Genomic DNA, 15,875 nt, shown 5'->3' with positions numbered 1-15,875 from the left:
GAGCTTGATTGCCCCCCCTTTTAGCTGATGGTCCCCGTGGCCAGGGCGTGCTCGACGCCGCCCGCCACGTGGCGGGTCAGCACCTCGCAGGCGCGCGCCGCATCGCGCTTCAAGGCGCAATCCAGCAACTCGGCATGTTCGTTGGAGGCGATGTCGCCGCGATAGCTGAGTGCGATCATCTGGTAACGCAGGTACTTGTCGAAAACCGCCGCATGGTTGTCGATCAGCATCTTCGATCCGCAGGCGGAGATGAGCGCCTGGTGGAATTGCCAATCATAGCGTTTCCATTCCTCGGTATGGTCCCTCTCGCCGTCGGCCATCCGCTCCTCCATCCGCGCGAGGCGGTGATGGGCGGCGACAACGCGGCCTTCCCATTCCATGTCGCCCGCGCGGAACGACTGCTCCAGCGCGCGGCATTCGAGAAGTTGGCGCAAAGCCGCGATCTCCTTAAGACCGGCAATGGAAACGGGCGCCACTTCGAAACCCTTTTGACCTTCGGCGACGACGAGCCGTTCGGAATGCAGACGATTCAGGATCTCGCGCAGGGTGCTGACACTCGCACCGTAACCGCCCTTCAGCTGTTCGAGCTTCAGCTTTCTGCCCGGCGGCAGGCGACCGAAGATGATATCGGCCCGGATCTTCTGATAGGCGCTCTCTCCGACCGTGGCGGGCGGCGCAATAAGCACATCGTCACTCATGCCAGCGCTCCGCTTTCCAGCGTGTAGGCCACGCATCCGTTCACATGCTGTTCGAGCACGGCGCAGGCCCGGTCGGCATCCCGCGCCAGGGCGCATTCCAGCAGCACCTTGTGTTCCTTCGCCGCGATCTCTCCGCGAAACACCACCGCCACCATCTGATAGCGGAGATATTGGTCGAAGACGCCGCCATAGAGATCGAGAAGGGTCTGGGATCCGCATGCCTCGATCAGCACCTGATGAAACTCGCGATCATATCGCTTCCAAAGCTCCGTCCCCTCCTGGTCGCCAGCGATCATACGGCGCTCCATGAAAGCGAGCTTGTGATGGGCCGCCACGACGCGGCTCTCCCATTCCAGATCGCCCGCCGCGAAGGACAGGGGAAGCGCATAGGTTTCGAGCAGCAGGCGCATCGCCGCCACATCCTCGAAACCGGCAGGCGAGACAGGAGCCACCCGGAACCCGCGCTGACCCTCGGCAAGGACAAGTCCTTCCGAAGACAGGCGGCTCAGGATCTCGCGCAGGGTGCTGACACTCGTTCCATACTCCGCCGCCAGCCGGTCCAGCCGCAGCCGGAGTCCCGGCTCCAGGCGGCCGAACACGAGGTCGGACCGCATCCGGTCATAGGCACGATCCGCGATGGATGCCGCCACCAGTTCGATGCTCATGGGGCCACCGCCCGGCTGTGAGCCTTCATCAGGTTCTCCAAGGCCGCCCTGCCCTACAGGCAAGGCGTCATCATATGTTGAAATCAAAAATATCAGATGTTTTTTAAAATGCCTATTGATTTCGAGATTATCGGAGCGGATGATGCCCCCAAGACGCAGAACAAGGCGCGGCAATCTAAAGGAGAGGAAACCATGGGACTTGAGATCAACCGGCGTATTCTGATGGCTGCAGGCGCGGCCGTTTTTGCATGCGGCCTGGCCGGAGCGGCTTCGGCGCAAACGGCACCGAATTTGAGATTTTCCGCCGTCTTCTCGGAGCAGGACATCCGAGCCGAGATGATGAAGCGCCTTAGCGCCGACCTGAAGACACAGAGCTTCAATCTCCAGCCTTATTACGGCGGCACCCTGTTCAAGCAGGGCACCGAACTCGTCGCCATGCAGCGCGGCAACCTGGAAATGGGCAACATCGCCCCGCAGGACATTTCCAACCAGGTTCCCGAGTGGTCCATCGTCACCTCGGCCTATCTCTTCCGCGATGCCGATCACCTGAAGAAGGTCTTCGCCAGCGATGTCGGCAAGCAGCTGAAGCAGATGGCCTCCGACAAGCTCGGCATCCATATTCTCGGCCCGACATATTTCGGCGCCCGCCATGTGGGCCTGAAGTCCAACAAGAAGATCAACAAGCCTGAGGACCTTGCCGGCATCAAGCTGCGTATGCCAGGTGGCGACGCCTGGCAGTTCCTCGGTCAGTCGCTCGGCGCCAATCCGACGCCGATGGCCTATGCGGAGGTCTATACCGGCCTCCAGACGGGCGCCATCGACGGGCAGGACAACCCGCTGCCGAACGTGCAGAACATGAAGTTCTACGAGGTGATGTCGCAGATCGCGCTGACCTCGCACCTCGTCGGCTTCGACGTTCTGGCCGTGTCCAACAAGGTCTGGGACGCCATGTCGCCGGAAAAGCAGGCCGCCTTCCAGGCCGCCGCCGACAAGGCCATCGAGTGGAGCAATCAGGAGCACCTGAAGCAGGAGGCTCAGCTTGCCACCTTCTTCAAGGAAAAGGGCCTCGACATCTACACGCCCGACCTGAAGGCCTTCCGCGAATTCGCACAGAAGAAGTATCTCGCCTCCGATCTCGCCAAGAGCTGGCCCGCTGGCATGGTGGACAAGATCAACGCGATGTAAGGCGCATGTTCCCCTCCCCCTTGTGGGGAGGGGGCTGCCGGAGCTTTTCCGGCAAGCTCTCAAGACGGAACCGCTCTCATGAATCCATCAACGCGGGCAATCGGCTCGTGGCTTGCGCAGCGCGCGGAGAACATCGCCGCCGCCATGCTGGCCACGATGTTCGCGGCCTTCCTCCTGCAGATCGCCTTCCGCTATCTGTTCGGCCTTCCCATCGGATGGACGCACGAGATCAGTGTCGTCCTATGGCTCTGGCTCGTTCTGTTCGGCGCGGCCTTTGTTGTCACCGAGAAAGAGGAAATCCGCTTCGATATCATCTACGGCGCGGTCGGCCCCAAACCTCGTCGCGTGATGGCGCTCATCAGCGCCTTCGCGGTGATCGCGCTCTACACCCTCTCGCTCCCTGCCGTCATCGATTACGTGACCTTCATGAAGGTGGAGCGGACAAGCTATCTCAAGATCAGGTTCGACTGGCTGTTCTCGATCTACGTCATCTTCGCCGTCGCCACGATCATCCGCTACATCTGGATTGCCTGGCAGGCCATGCGAGGCGTGGCGCCGGATGAATTCGATCCCACCAAAGCGAGCTCCGGCGTATGAATCTGACAAGCCCTTTCTCGATCTCGCTCGTCGCGATCACCGCCCTCGCCTTCCTCGGGCTGCCCATCGGCCATTCGATGATCGCAGGCTCGATCCTCTATCTGTTTCTCGCAGGCCTCGACATGGGAACCGCCGCCGAGCAGCTGCTCAACGGCATGTATTCCAACTACATCATTCTCTCGGTGCCGCTGTTCATCCTAGCCGCCGAGTTCATGAATATCGGCTCCATGACGGACCGCCTCATGGCGTTCTGCAATGCGCTCGTGGGCCGCTTCCGGGGAGGTCTTGCACAGGTCAACATCCTGCAGAGCATCATCTTCGCCGGCATGTCAGGCTCGGCCATTGCGGACGCCGCCGGCACGGGCCGCATGATGCAGGCCATGATGACCCGGGACGGACGTTATCCGGGAAGCTACGCGGCCGCCCTCACTGCGGTGTCTTCCGTCATCGGCCCGATCATCCCACCCTCGATCCCGATGGTGCTCTACGCCCTGGTATCCGATGCCTCCATCGGCTTCCTCTTCCTCGGAGGCGTCGTTCCTGGCCTGCTGATGGCCTTGAGCCAGATGATTATCGTCGCCATCACAGCCCGACAAAAGAACTTCCCCGTCGAAAAGCCGGTGCCGCTTCGCAAGCTGCCGCGCATCACGTGGGATGCCTTCCCCTCACTCATGATGCCCGTCGTCCTTCTCGGCGGCATCTATAGCGGCGTGATGACGCCAACCGAGGCAGCCGCCGTCGCGGCAGGCTATGCGCTCCTTATCTCGGCTGGGCTCTATCGCAGCGTGAGCTGGCGCAATTTCTATCAGTCGCTCGCCATCAGCGCGCGGACCACCGCCTCAATCGGCATGCTGATCGCCGGCGCGCTCGTCTTCAACTACGTCATCACCGTCGAGAATATTCCCGAGGGTGTGAAGGCGATGCTCGAAGGGTGGAACCTCTCCCCGGTCGGCTTCCTGATCTTCGTCAACGTCCTGCTGCTGCTCCTCGGCTGCGTGCTAGAAGGAACGGCGATCCTGCTGATCGTGGTGCCGGTCTTCATCCCGACTGCGCAAGCGCTCGGCATCGACCTCGTGCATTTCGGCGTCGTGGTCGTCGTCAACATCATGATCGGCCTGATCACACCACCTTATGGGCTGCTCCTGTTCATCATGGCGAATATCTCGGGCGAACCTCTGCGCGACATCGTGCGCGATACGCTGCCCTTCCTCTTCGCCATGATCGTCTCTCTCGCGATCATGACTTTTGTGCCCGAAACCGTGCTCTGGCTGCCGCGCCTCTTCGGCTACCAGGGATAAGTTTTCCAGAGATCCATGCCGATGAGCAAGCCGATCTACATTCTCAACGGGCCCAATCTCAACCGTCTCGGCATCCGCGAGCCTGCGATCTACGGGCGCACGACGCTCGCCGAGGTCGAGGCGAAATGCCGGGCCGCCGCGCCGGGCCAAACAATCGTCTTCCGCCAGTCCAACCGGGAATACGAGATCATCGACTGGGTGCATGAAGCCATCGACGAGGGCAGCGGCCTCATCATCAATCCGGCTGCCTTCACCTTCACATCCATGGCGATCATGGATGCGCTCAAGATGTTTCCCGGTCCCCTGATCGAGCTGCACATCTCGAACATCCATAAGCGCGAGCCGATCTATCACAAATCCTATGTCTCGCCGGTGGCGACCGCCGTCATCGCCGGGCTCGGCACCAACGGCTATCCGATTGCGGTTCGTGCAATGCTCGACATGATCGACCAGCCGGCCTCGACGCCATGACAGGCGAGCGATTGCGAGACAGCGCCTCCGTTCTCGTCGGCCTGATCGGCAGCGGCATCCAGGCGTCAAGAACGCCAGGGCTGCACGAGCGCGAAGGCGCGGAGCAGGGATTGCGCTACCTCTACAAGCTGATCGATCTGGAGACGCTTGGCCTCGATGCGAGTGCCCTCCCCGATCTGCTCACGGCAGCCCAGCGTTTCGGTTTTGCCGGCCTCAACATCACCCATCCCTGCAAGCAGGCCGTCATCCCGCTGCTCGACGAGTTGTCGCCCGATGCGGCAGCGCTCGGTGCCGTCAATACGGTTGTGCTGAAGGATGGCCGTCGCATGGGGCACAACACGGATTGGTGGGGCTTCGCTGAGAGCTTCAAGCGCGAGCTGTCGGATGTGAAGATCGGCCGGGTCGTCCAGTTCGGCGCTGGCGGCGCTGGCGCCGCGGTGGCACACGCGCTTCTCACCCTCGGCGCAAACGAGGTTACGATCATCGACACGGATGAAGCCCGAGCCGAGAGACTCGCGGCCGCCCTCTGCTCGCGGTTCGGGCCAGGCCACGCCATGACCGCGACAAGGATCGAGGATGCCGTCGCCAGGGCAGACGGCATGGTCAACACCACGCCGCTCGGCATGGCGAAATATCCCGGCGCGGTTGTCCCAGTGAGCTTCCTTCGCCCCGAGCTCTGGGTCGCGGATATCGTCTACTTCCCCCTGGAAACCGAGTTGCTGCGCATGGCGCGGACGCGAGGATGCCGCACCATGCCCGGCGGCGGCATGGCGATCTTTCAGGCCGTGGGCGCGTTCAGATTGTTCACGGGCCTGGAGCCCGACGCCGAGCGGATGCTTCGGCATTTCAGCGAAATGTAGCGCGTCGGATCAGGCCGACATGCGCTTAGCCTAGGAATGGCGAAGCTTGTGCAGGCCCCACCATGACAGGGTGAGACAGGTGCAGGAGCGCGGCCTTGTCCACGCGGCCGGTAGAGAGGATGTGCCTGCGGCACCGCCGAACAGACTGCACGGCTCCAGCACCCGACGATGCGCGTCCTCCTCGCCGTGATGGCGGCAGCAGACATCGGATAGGCTCTCCAATGCGAGAGCGGCCTCGTCGGCTTCCTGAGGTGTGGTGAAATAATAGACGGCTTGGCCGTTGGTCATGACCGACCAGAGATCTTCCTGGTGTCGAACGATGTCGAAACGCTGCATGGCTCACTCCCATGATACGACCAAGCTAATCCGTTGACAGCGGCGGCGCACATTCTCTGAGGGAGTAAGTCGGCTGCCTGAAGGGTGACCCCTTCGGACTCCGTAGCCTATGAGCCGAACGTGATCTTCATCACGGAATGCCGCGCGCCCTCGTGAGACAAGGGCGCGGCGCAAGGACGGCTCCCATGGTACAGCACATGCTCTCATTCATGCTCGGCACCGTCGCTCCCCTGATGGTCGTAGGATGGCTCTTCGTTCATTAGCAAAAGCCAACGAGGGAAGGTTTTTCCGGCACCCTTTCGTACCATTCGTCCGAGAATTCAACGCGCATTAATCCTTTATTAACCACGTTCCGGCGATCATCATCGTGTTGATCGTTTCCCTTCGATCAGCACTCTCTCAAGTGAAAGCGGGGCGCGGATGTACCGCCTCGTTTCGCTTGGGGAGCAGAGATGACGTTTCTTCTGTTTTGAGTGATTGGCGTGAAGGAGCTCTGCGGCGGTTGAGCATCCTGGTTTGCGTTCATTGAATTCGACAGAGACCTTCGGAGTTGACTTCCAACTTCCGTGCCGGGGCAACACGGCTATGGCCGCGAACACAGCAAGGCTGGGCGCGGCCTTTTTCTTGACCGCTGTTCGAGACGGCGCGTTTTCTCACCTGTGTGTTTTCGCTGCCCTATCGTCAAGCTTGTGCCGATGATACAGCACATGATGTGCAATCACGTAGGACGACAATGTTTCGCCTTTTCGTTTCTTCCTTCATGACGATGACCTGCATCGGCGCGGCTCAGGCCCAGAGCACGCAATGCTATGTACGTATCGGCGCGAATTCCGCGCAATACGAGGGGAAGTGCCCGAATTCGAACCTCAAATGGGAAACGTTCGAAAACCAATCAGGCGCCTTCGGCCGGAATTGCCAGGACGAGCCGTGGACCTTCGACCGGGCGAAAAGATCCTACACCAACAATCGGACCAAGGTCTCCCTGCCAATGACGGATTGCGCCGCGCAGCGGTGATCAATCCTACTGACTGACGCAGAATTCTCCGCCGGGACTCGCCTTGTAATTCGAGGGACATGCCGGCTTTGCCCTCACCCATTCCTTGCGCGGCGCGAGGATGCAATAGGTCCCGTCCGCTGTGCTGACATATTCAGCCGGGCACGAGCCTGGATTGCGGATCGAGCCTGGAACGCCGATCTGACAGAGAGCACCATTGGCGCGAGTATTGGGCGGACATTCATTGCCCGAATATCCGTTCTGCGCATGCGCCGACACGGCAAAGCCGCTGGCGAGCAGCGCGGCAATAGCTACTCTATTACGCATTGGGGCCCCTCATTGATCGTCGTTGTTATAGCGCCGCTTCCTTAACACGAGATCCATCAGGCTGCATGGCCTCCGAGTCCAATGCCCGCGCATTAACGCAAATTGGAATTCAAGGTGCCGGTGCCAGCACTCTCCTGTTAGGCTTGGAAAGTTCGTCGCCCGGATCGGATGCGCCCATGTTCGACTATCTTCTCGTCTATTACCTCCTCGCTGCAACGAGCGCCGCGCCGCAGCCTTCGAACATGCAGGTCAACAATCCCGCTCTTGTAAACCGCCCCGGTGCCGTAAGTGCCCAGGAGCGCTTCACCTCTCTTGAACAATGCCAGCAGCGGATCGAGGCCCTGCGCATGCAGGTGGCGCAGGTCGGTGCCATAAGCGAGCGCTTCGAGCTTGATTGTCATCCCGTCCAGAAATCCGGCGCGTCGTCCTGAAGACGCGCGGAGGCGGCTTCAGCGCAGCTTAACTTAGGTTAGTGCGCCCGACTGGATAGCGTCGTCCTCTGATCACGGATGAGAGAGCAGCGTTCGTGAACTCGCGCAAAGTTGCGCAGCTGTCATCGTTTCGCCGCAGCTTTGAGACTCAATCCGCCCCAGGGCGCGACAGGCAGCAGGAGTGTCCGGATGGACTCCGCCTCGCTCTGCCAAGATTCGTCGCATCGTTCGATGACGGAGGCGCAGATGCAGCAAGTATTTCAGGTCGGACAGCTTGTCCGTATCACGAACTCCTCCACCAGCTACGGGGATCGCCGCATTTATTGCGTCATCTGCCAGGTTCCACAGGCGGAAGGGTTCGAAATCTACCGGATCAAGAATGCGGTGGGTGTCGAGCGCCTTGTCCGCAGTGAGGAGATCGAGGCCGCCGCCCTCACGTCCCTTCCCTGACGGCTTCACCGACGCCTCCCTGCAACGCTTTAAGCCTGCAACATATTAGCCCATGGTATTGGTGGGCTGCGCCTTGTCGCGGGTGCAACGGCACGACACAATACCCTCCATAAAGCTCGACAAAGAGCAGCCGGTTCAAGCCGGCGAAACGCGCGGGGCCTGATCACCGCGCGACAGAGGAAACGAAGCCAAACCGCGCGCTGTAAGGCGCGTGGATCGTGGGAGGAGACGTCGGTGCCGGCGGCTGCGGATTCGCGCGACGATACGTTCCCTAAGCTGCTGGCGCGGAATGCCCGTGTCCGCCCCCATCGCACGGCCTTTCGCCATAAGGATCTCGGCATCTGGCAATCCTGGACCTGGGCGCAAGTGCACGAGATCGTCCGCGCCTATGCGGCGGGGCTCCAGGCTCTCGGGCTCCAGCGCGGCGGCAAGATCGCGGTCATCGGCTATAACCGCCCCTACCTCTATTGGACCATCTGCGCCGCCCAATGGATCGGCGCGATACCGATCCCCGTCTATGCGGATTCGGTGGCCGAAGAGATGGCCTATGTGCTCTCCCACGCGGAGGTGACGCATGCGGCGGTGCAGGACCAGGAGCAGGTGGACAAGCTGCTCTCCGTCTCCGACCAGCTGCCGCAATTGACTCAGGTGCTCTACGACGAGGAGAAGGGCCTGCGGGACTACGACCATTCCCGCCTCCACTCTATTCATTCCGTCGTCGAAGAAGGGCGCGCGCATCTCAAAAGCGCGGGCGAAGCCGAGGCGATCGAGCGCGAATTGCAGAACGGGATAGGCTCCGATCTCGCCATCATCCTCTATACCTCGGGCACGACGGGCCGCCCCAAGGGCGTGATGCTCACTTCCGACGCGGTGATCGCCGCAGCACGCATCGGCTGCGATTTCGACAAACTCGACGAGACGGATGAGATCATGGCCTACCTGCCCATCGCGTGGGTCGGCGACCATATCTTCTCCTATGCCCAGGCCTTCCTGGCAGGGCTCTGCGTGAACTGTCCAGAGAGCCCCGAGACTGTGGCGGAGGATCGGCGCGAGGTTGGCGCGACCTATGTCTTCGCTCCGCCGCGCGTGTTCGAGAGCATTCTCACCCTCACCATGGTGCGGATCGAGGATGCGAGCGCGCTGAAGCGGCGCATGTTCCACTTCTTCATCGAGCACGCCAACAGGGTCGGCGAGAAGATCCTGAACAAGGAGCCCGGCGTCAGCGCCTGGGATCGCCTGCTCTGGCAGATCGGGAACGTGCTGGTCTATGCCCCTTTACGCAACCGCTTCGGCATGACGCGCGTGAAGGTGGGCTACACGGCGGGCGAGGCTATCGGCCCCGAAATCTTCCGCTTCTACCGCTCCATCGGCGTGAACCTGAAGCAGCTCTACGGCCAGACGGAAGCCTCCGTCTACATCACCATGCAGCCCGACGGCGAAATCCGCGCCGACACGGTAGGACGCCCCGCTCCCGAGGTGGAGATCCGCATCGCGGAGAATGGCGAAGTGCTCTATCGCTCACCCGGTGTGTTCGTGGGCTATTACAAGGACGACGAGAAGACCGCCGAGACGAAGACCGCGGACGGCTTCGTGCATTCGGGCGATGCGGGCTTCTTCGATGCCAATGGCCACCTCAAGATCATCGACCGCGCCAAGGACGTGGGCAAGATGCGCGATGGCGCGCTCTTCCCGCCGAAATATGTCGAGAACAAGCTGAAATTCTATCCCAACATCAAGGAAGCGGTGTGCTTCGGCGACGGGCGCGACCATGTGGCCGCCTTCATCAATATCGACCTCGTGGCGGTGAGTAACTGGGCCGAGCGCAACGGCGTCACTTACGCGTCCTATCAGGAGTTAGCCGGCCATCCCCGTGTCTACGAGATGATCGAGAAGCACGTGGGCGAGGTGAACCGCTCCTTGGCCTCGGAGCCGAGAATGGGCGGAGCGCAGATCAAGCGCTTCCTCATCCTGCACAAGGAACTGGATGCCGACGACGGCGAGCTCACCCGCACCCAGAAGGTTCGCCGCGGCTTCATCGCCGAGCGCTACGATCCACTGATCAAGGCACTCTATGACGGTTCGACCGAGGCAGACATTTCGACGGAAGTGACCTTCGAAGACGGTCGCAAGGGCGTGATCTCCGCTCGGCTGAAGATCAAGGACATGAAGCTCTATCCCGTCGACAAAGCCACTCTCATCCCGGAGGCCGCCGAATGAGAGCGCCCGATCATCCCGTTCTCTCGAAAGGCGATGTGCTGCTCGCGGTCGATAACGTGTCCCTGCGCTTCGGCGGCGTGAAGGCGCTCACCGATGTCTCCTTCGACATCCGCAAGAGCGAGATCCGCGCCATCATCGGCCCCAACGGCGCGGGCAAGACCTCGATGCTCAATTGCATCAACGGCTTCTATTACCCGACCGACGGCCGCATCACCTTCAAGGGCGTGAAGCGCCCGAAGATGCGGCCTTACGAGGCCGCGCGCGGCGGCATCGCCCGCACGTTCCAGAATGTCGCGCTCTTCAAGAGCATGTCCACGCTCGACAACATCATGGCGGGCCGCTCGATCAGGATGAAGTCCAACTTTTTCTGGCAGCTCTTCCGCCACGGCCCAGCCATGAAGGAAGAGGTCGAGCACCGGAAGTTCGTGGAGGAGATCATCGACTTCCTCGAAATCCAGCACATCCGCAAGACCCCCGTGGGCCGCCTGCCCTACGGCTTGCAGAAGCGCGTGGAATTGGGCCGTGCGCTCGCCATGGAGCCGGACCTGCTGCTTCTCGACGAGCCGATGGCCGGCATGAACCTCGAAGAGAAAGAGGACATGTCGCGCTTCATCCTGGAGGTGAACCAGCAATACGGCACCACCATCGCGCTCATCGAGCACGATATGGGCGTGGTGATGGACCTCTCGGACCGCGTGGTGGTGCTGGAATACGGCCGCAAGATCGCGGACGGCACGCCGGATGAGGTGAAGCGCGACCAGCGCGTGATCGATGCCTATCTCGGCGTGGCGCATTGAGGGGCGATTGATGGACATTCTCTACAAGGTCTTCATCGAACCCTTCGTATTCATGGGCGAAGCGCCGGACCTTTTAATCCAGACCCTGTGGGAGGGCCTCGTCTCCGGTGTTCTCTATGCGCTGATCGCGCTGGGCTTCGTGCTGATCTTCAAGGCGTCCGGTGTCTTCAACTTCGCGCAAGGCATCATGGTCGTGTTCGCGGCCCTGATCCTGGTCGGCCTCTACGAGAAAGGCGTCCCTGCCTTCCTGGCCCTCGTCCTCGCGGTCCTGGCCATGTTCGTGCTGGCGGTCGTGGTGGAGCGGGTCGTGCTGCGGCCCCTGGTCAACCAGCCCGACATCATCCTCTTCATGGCCACCTTCGGCCTCACCTATCTTCTCATCGGCTTCGGCGAGCTCATCTTCGGCGGTTCTCCGCGCGAGATGATCACGGAACAGCTCCTCCTGCCTCAGGGCACCACGGAGATCGACGCGTTCGGCGGCTCCATCCGCCTCCAGCATCTCGACATCGCCGCCGCCGTGATCGCCTCCATCATGATCGCGCTGCTCGCGGTATTCTTCTCCAAGACCCGTATCGGACGGGCGCTCCGCGCGGTGGCGGATAGCCACAAAGCCGCGCTCTCGGTCGGCATCTCGCTCAACCAGATCTGGGTGATCGTGTGGTTTGCCGCCGGCATCGTGGCGCTTGTCGCGGGCATCATGTGGGGGGCGCGCTCAGGCGTGTCCTTCTCGCTTCAGATCATCGCCCTGAAGGCTCTTCCGGTACTCATTCTCGGCGGCTTCACTTCGATCCCCGGCGCCATCATCGGCGGCCTCATCGTCGGAGTGGGCGAGAAGCTCGGCGAGTTCTACTGGGGCCCGCTGGTGGGCGGCGGCATCGAGACATGGCTTGCCTATGTGATCGCCCTCCTCTTCCTGCTCTACAGGCCGCAGGGCCTGTTCGGCGAGAAGATCATCGAACGGATTTAGGGAGACGCCGACGTGCTCTACCGCGAGGCAGGCCAGTTCAAGACAAGCTACGTCAGCGATTCCTCGATCTTCCCCTTGCGCGAGGACAGGATCGGGATCGGCCTGATCATCATCGCCGCCTATGCGTTGGCCTTCCTCGGCAACAGCTTCCTGCTTCAGGCGGTGATGATCCCCTTCCTGGTGTTCTCGCTCGCCTCCATCGGCTTGAACATCCTCACCGGCTACACGGGCCTGCTGTCGCTCGGTACCGGCGCCTTCATGGGCGTGGGCGCTTATGCCTGCTACAAGTTGATGACGGCGTTTCCGGGCGTGAACGTGATCGTCTGGATCTTCGTCTCCGGATTCTTCTCCGCCGCCATCGGCGCGCTGTTCGGCCTGCCGTCGTTGCGCATCAAGGGCTTTTATCTCGCGGTCGCCACGCTCGCGGCGCAGTTCTTCCTGCAATGGTGCTTCATCCGCATCCCGTGGCTCGTGAACTACAACGTCTCGGGCGCGCTCGATGCGCCCTTACGCACCTTCTTCGGCATCCCGATCATCGGCGCCACCGCCACGCCGCAGACGCGCTATCTCGTGGTGCTCACCATCGTGATCGTGCTCACATGGCTCGCATCCAACCTCGTCCATGGCCGCATCGGCCGCATGTGGATCGCGATCCGCGACATGGACCTGGCCGCCGAGCTCATGGGCATCCGTCCGCTCCAGACCAAACTCTTGGCGTTCGCCGTCTCGTCCTATTATTGCGGCGTCGCGGGCGCGCTCATGGTCTTCATGTGGTACGGCGGCGCGGAATACGATGTGTTCAACATCAACCAGTCCTTCTTCATTCTGTTCATGGTGATCATCGGCGGATTGGGCAGCCTCATCGGCTCGTTTTTCGGCGCGGCGCTCATCTTCATCATGCCGATCGTTCTCGGCATCGTGCTGCCGGCCATGATGTCGCCCTTCGGCATCTCGGTTGGCGCGGACGTCATCGAGCACCTGCGCTTCATGATTGTCGGCGCGCTCATCATCTTTTTCCTGATCGTGGAACCGCACGGCCTCGCGCGGCTCTGGCAGATCGGCAAGCAGAAGCTCCTGGCCTGGCCGTTCCCCTATTGACGGCAAGCCTACCAAGGAGACGGGAAATCAAACCGGCTCGCTGCCGGACAACAACGGGAGGAAACGAACCATGTCGTTTCGTAAAATGAGCCTGAAACTGGTCGCTGCGACCCTTCTCGCCGGCACTGCCCTGCCCGCCTTCGCGCAGGATTCGATCTACGTTCCCCTCTTCACCTACCGCACGGGTCCGTTCGCGGGCTCAGGCACCTTCATCGCCGACGGCATGCACGATTATCTCCAGATGCTGAACCAGCGCGACGGCGGCATCGGCGGCGTGAAGCTCGTGCTGGAGGAATGCGAAACCGGCTACGACACCAAGAAGGGCGTCGAATGCTATGAGGCGGTGAAGGGCAAGAACCCGGTCATCGTCAACCCGTGGTCCACCGGCATCACCCTGCCGCTGATCCCGCGCGCATCCGTGGACAAGATCCCGATCCTGTCCATGGCCTACGGCCTCTCGGCCTCGGCACGCGGCGACATTTTCCCCTGGGTGTTCAATCCGCCGGCCACCTACTGGGATGGTCTGTCGATGATCATCAAGTATATCGGCGAGAAGGAAGGCGGGCTCGAAAAGCTGAAGGGCAAGAAGATCGGCTTCATCCATCTCGACGCGGCCTTCGGCAAGGAGCCTGTTCCGCTGCTCCAGGAATTGTCGAAGGACATCGGATTCGAGGTGGCGCTCTATCCTGTCGCCGCGCAGGACATGCAGAACCAGTCCTCGCAATGGCTCTCAGCCCGCCGCGACCGGCCCGATTACATGATCATGTGGGGCTGGGGCTCCATGAACGGCGCCGCCGTGAAGGAAGCGGTCCGTTCCGGCTATCCCATGGACAAGTTCTACTCGGTCTGGTGGCCGAGCGAGGATGACGCCCGCTCCGGCGGTGCAGGCGCCAAGGGCTTCAAGACCCTCAACTGGCATGCGGTGGGCGCGAACTTCCCGGCGATCCAGGACATCCAGAAGCATGTGGTGGACAAGGGGCTCTCCAAGGCCGCCAAGGACAAGGTCGGCGAGGTTCTCTACAATCGCGGCATCTACAACTCGCTGCTGATCGCCGAGGGCATCGCCCAGGCGCAGAAGATCACCGGCAAGAAGGTCGTGACCGGCGAGGACGTGCGCCGCGGCATGGAGAACATCAAGCTCGATCCGGCGCGCCTGAAGGAGCTTGGTCTCGAGGGCTTCACCGAGCAGCTCGTGCTCTCCTGCGCCGATCACAACGGCCACCGCCCCGCCTTCATGCAGGAATGGGACGGCACGAAATGGGCAAAGATCTCCAACCCCATCGAGCCGATGACAGACCGCACGAAGGCCCAGCTCGACGCCGCAGCGAAGGACTATGCCGAAAAGAACGCCGGCTGGCCCAAGCGCACGGAAGCCTGCGACAAGGCAAGCTGAGGCAAGCGCAACCTGCCCTCCTCCCCCTTGTGGGGAGGAGTTGGAGGTGGGGGTGGCGGCGATAGCCTATCAAGGTCTGGTGCCAACACCCCCACCCTTAATCCCTCCCCACAAGGGGGAGGGAAATCGAGGAAACTGATCAATGTCGAGCGCCGTTCAGATGCAGCCCGCATCCGCCGAGACCGTTCTGACCGTCAACAACATCGAGGTCATCTACGATCACGTGATCCTCGTGCTGAAAGGCGTGTCTCTCACCGTGCCCAAAGGCGGCATCGTGGCGCTGCTCGGCGCGAACGGCGCGGGCAAGACGACGACGCTGAAGGCGATTTCCAATCTGCTCCATGCGGAGCGCGGCGAAGTGACGAAAGGCAGTATCGAGTTCAAGGGCGAGCGGGTCGACAAGCTCTCGCCCAACGAGCTGGTGCGGCGCGGCTGCATTCAGGTGCTCGAAGGCCGCCATTGCTTCGGCCATCTCAACATCGAGGAAAACCTTCTGACCGGCGCTTTTACACGCAAGGACGGCAACGCCGCCATCAAGCGCGACCTGGAGGCGATCTACGAATATTTCCCGCGCCTGAAGCAGCGGCGCACATCCATGGCGGGCTACACCTCGGGCGGCGAGCAGCAGATGTGTGCCATTGGCCGGGCCATGATGTCGAAACCATCCATGATCCTTCTCGACGAGCCCTCCATGGGCCTCGCGCCGCAGATCGTGGAGGAGATCTTCGAGATCGTGCGCAAGCTCAACGAAACGGAGGGCGTCTCTTTCCTCCTCGCCGAGCAGAACACCAACATGGCGCTCAAATACGCCACCTACGGCTACATCCTCGAAACCGGCCGCGTGGTGATGGACGGCCCGGCCCAGATGCTGCGCGAGAACGAAGACGTGAAGGAGTTCTATCTCGGCGTTTCCGAGGGAGACCGAAAGTCGTTCCGTTCCGTGAAGAGCTATAAGCGGCGCAAGCGCTGGCTGGCTTGAGCAACAAAATACAGTACCCCCCAGGGAATGACCGGGCGAATGCTTGACCTCAGGAATTTCCTCTTCTTAGCATCTCGGCGCCCGAGCCATCGTTGGCTCGGCTTCAAGATTC

18 protein-coding genes are annotated in these 15,875 nt (G+C 61.5%); 14 read left to right on the top strand and 4 right to left on the bottom strand.

What is annotated here, in order from left to right; translation table 11 throughout:
• Window positions 1-20 precede the first annotated feature (20 nt).
• Window positions 21-698 carry a GntR family transcriptional regulator gene (locus tag AB4Y85_RS13445; RefSeq protein WP_441985415.1) on the bottom strand — a complete coding sequence of 226 codons (678 nt, stop codon included), beginning with the start codon at window positions 696-698 and terminating at the stop codon, window positions 21-23.
• Window positions 695-1,363 (bottom strand): GntR family transcriptional regulator, encoded by a 669-nt coding sequence (locus AB4Y85_RS13440; RefSeq protein ID WP_441985414.1) that lies wholly within the window; start codon window positions 1,361-1,363, stop codon window positions 695-697. Before AB4Y85_RS13440 ends, AB4Y85_RS13445 begins: the two co-directional genes overlap by 4 nt.
• A 192-nt stretch (window positions 1,364-1,555) precedes the next feature.
• Between AB4Y85_RS13440 and dctP the strand changes: the two genes are divergently transcribed.
• From dctP to AB4Y85_RS13415, 5 genes are all read left to right on the top strand, one after another.
• A complete protein-coding gene (dctP, locus tag AB4Y85_RS13435; protein ID WP_441985413.1) occupies window positions 1,556-2,548 on the top strand; it encodes a TRAP transporter substrate-binding protein DctP in 993 nt (330 codons plus the stop codon).
• 78 nt (window positions 2,549-2,626) lie between these two features.
• The gene (locus AB4Y85_RS13430; RefSeq protein ID WP_441985412.1) at window positions 2,627-3,145 is read left to right on the top strand and encodes a TRAP transporter small permease; all 519 of its coding nucleotides are present in this window, start codon (window positions 2,627-2,629) and stop codon (window positions 3,143-3,145) included.
• Window positions 3,142-4,443 (top strand): TRAP transporter large permease, encoded by a 1,302-nt coding sequence (locus AB4Y85_RS13425; protein ID WP_441985411.1) that lies wholly within the window; start codon window positions 3,142-3,144, stop codon window positions 4,441-4,443. The genes AB4Y85_RS13430 and AB4Y85_RS13425 overlap by 4 nt, the downstream gene beginning before the upstream one ends.
• 21 nt (window positions 4,444-4,464) lie before the next feature.
• Window positions 4,465-4,914: a type II 3-dehydroquinate dehydratase gene (locus AB4Y85_RS13420; protein ID WP_441985410.1), complete on the top strand. Its 450-nt coding sequence runs from the start codon at window positions 4,465-4,467 to the stop codon at window positions 4,912-4,914.
• Window positions 4,911-5,774, top strand: a complete 864-nt coding sequence (locus AB4Y85_RS13415; RefSeq protein WP_441985409.1) for a shikimate dehydrogenase — start codon at window positions 4,911-4,913, stop codon at window positions 5,772-5,774. The genes AB4Y85_RS13420 and AB4Y85_RS13415 overlap by 4 nt, the downstream gene beginning before the upstream one ends.
• 30 nt (window positions 5,775-5,804) lie before the next feature.
• Here the strand turns inward: AB4Y85_RS13415 and AB4Y85_RS13410 are convergent, their stop codons facing one another.
• Complete coding sequence (locus tag AB4Y85_RS13410; protein WP_441985408.1) at window positions 5,805-6,110, bottom strand: hypothetical protein; 306 nt, start codon at window positions 6,108-6,110, stop codon at window positions 5,805-5,807.
• Window positions 6,111-6,843: 733 nt separating this feature from the next.
• Between AB4Y85_RS13410 and AB4Y85_RS13405 the strand changes: the two genes are divergently transcribed.
• Window positions 6,844-7,125, top strand: coding sequence for a hypothetical protein (locus AB4Y85_RS13405; RefSeq protein ID WP_441985407.1), 282 nt, complete (start codon window positions 6,844-6,846; stop codon window positions 7,123-7,125).
• Window positions 7,126-7,131: 6 nt separating this feature from the next.
• Here the strand turns inward: AB4Y85_RS13405 and AB4Y85_RS13400 are convergent, their stop codons facing one another.
• On the bottom strand, window positions 7,132-7,431 hold the full coding sequence (locus AB4Y85_RS13400) for a hypothetical protein (protein WP_441985406.1): 300 nt from the start codon (window positions 7,429-7,431) through the stop codon (window positions 7,132-7,134).
• Window positions 7,432-7,607: 176 nt separating this feature from the next.
• Between AB4Y85_RS13400 and AB4Y85_RS13395 the strand changes: the two genes are divergently transcribed.
• The 8 genes from AB4Y85_RS13395 (at window position 7,608) to AB4Y85_RS13360 (ending at window position 15,763) form a co-directional block, all read left to right on the top strand.
• On the top strand, window positions 7,608-7,862 hold the full coding sequence (locus tag AB4Y85_RS13395) for a hypothetical protein (RefSeq protein ID WP_441985405.1): 255 nt from the start codon (window positions 7,608-7,610) through the stop codon (window positions 7,860-7,862).
• A gap of 246 nt (window positions 7,863-8,108) precedes the next feature.
• Window positions 8,109-8,312 (top strand): hypothetical protein, encoded by a 204-nt coding sequence (locus tag AB4Y85_RS13390; RefSeq protein WP_441985404.1) that lies wholly within the window; start codon window positions 8,109-8,111, stop codon window positions 8,310-8,312.
• Between the two features lie 234 nt (window positions 8,313-8,546).
• The gene (locus AB4Y85_RS13385) at window positions 8,547-10,529 is read left to right on the top strand and encodes an AMP-dependent synthetase/ligase (protein ID WP_441985403.1); all 1,983 of its coding nucleotides are present in this window, start codon (window positions 8,547-8,549) and stop codon (window positions 10,527-10,529) included.
• Window positions 10,526-11,326 carry an ABC transporter ATP-binding protein gene (locus tag AB4Y85_RS13380; protein ID WP_441985402.1) on the top strand — a complete coding sequence of 267 codons (801 nt, stop codon included), beginning with the start codon at window positions 10,526-10,528 and terminating at the stop codon, window positions 11,324-11,326. Before AB4Y85_RS13385 ends, AB4Y85_RS13380 begins: the two co-directional genes overlap by 4 nt.
• Window positions 11,327-11,336: 10 nt before the next feature.
• Entirely contained in the window at window positions 11,337-12,293 is a 957-nt protein-coding gene (locus AB4Y85_RS13375; protein ID WP_441985401.1) for a branched-chain amino acid ABC transporter permease, read from the top strand.
• Window positions 12,294-12,305: 12 nt separating this feature from the next.
• Complete coding sequence (locus AB4Y85_RS13370; protein ID WP_441985400.1) at window positions 12,306-13,391, top strand: branched-chain amino acid ABC transporter permease; 1,086 nt, start codon at window positions 12,306-12,308, stop codon at window positions 13,389-13,391.
• 70 nt (window positions 13,392-13,461) lie between these two features.
• Window positions 13,462-14,784, top strand: coding sequence for an ABC transporter substrate-binding protein (locus AB4Y85_RS13365; RefSeq protein WP_441985399.1), 1,323 nt, complete (start codon window positions 13,462-13,464; stop codon window positions 14,782-14,784).
• A 142-nt stretch (window positions 14,785-14,926) separates the two neighbouring features.
• Window positions 14,927-15,763: an ABC transporter ATP-binding protein gene (locus AB4Y85_RS13360; RefSeq protein ID WP_441985398.1), complete on the top strand. Its 837-nt coding sequence runs from the start codon at window positions 14,927-14,929 to the stop codon at window positions 15,761-15,763.
• The last annotated feature ends 112 nt before the right edge of the window (window positions 15,764-15,875 follow it).

The sequence above is a fragment of the Microvirga sp. 2YAF29 genome (genome assembly GCF_052114605.1).
Taxonomy (GTDB): Bacteria; Pseudomonadota; Alphaproteobacteria; order Rhizobiales; family Beijerinckiaceae; genus Microvirga.
The sequence above is the reverse complement of the archived record's forward strand: the minus strand, read 5'-3'. Positions and strand labels throughout refer to the sequence as shown.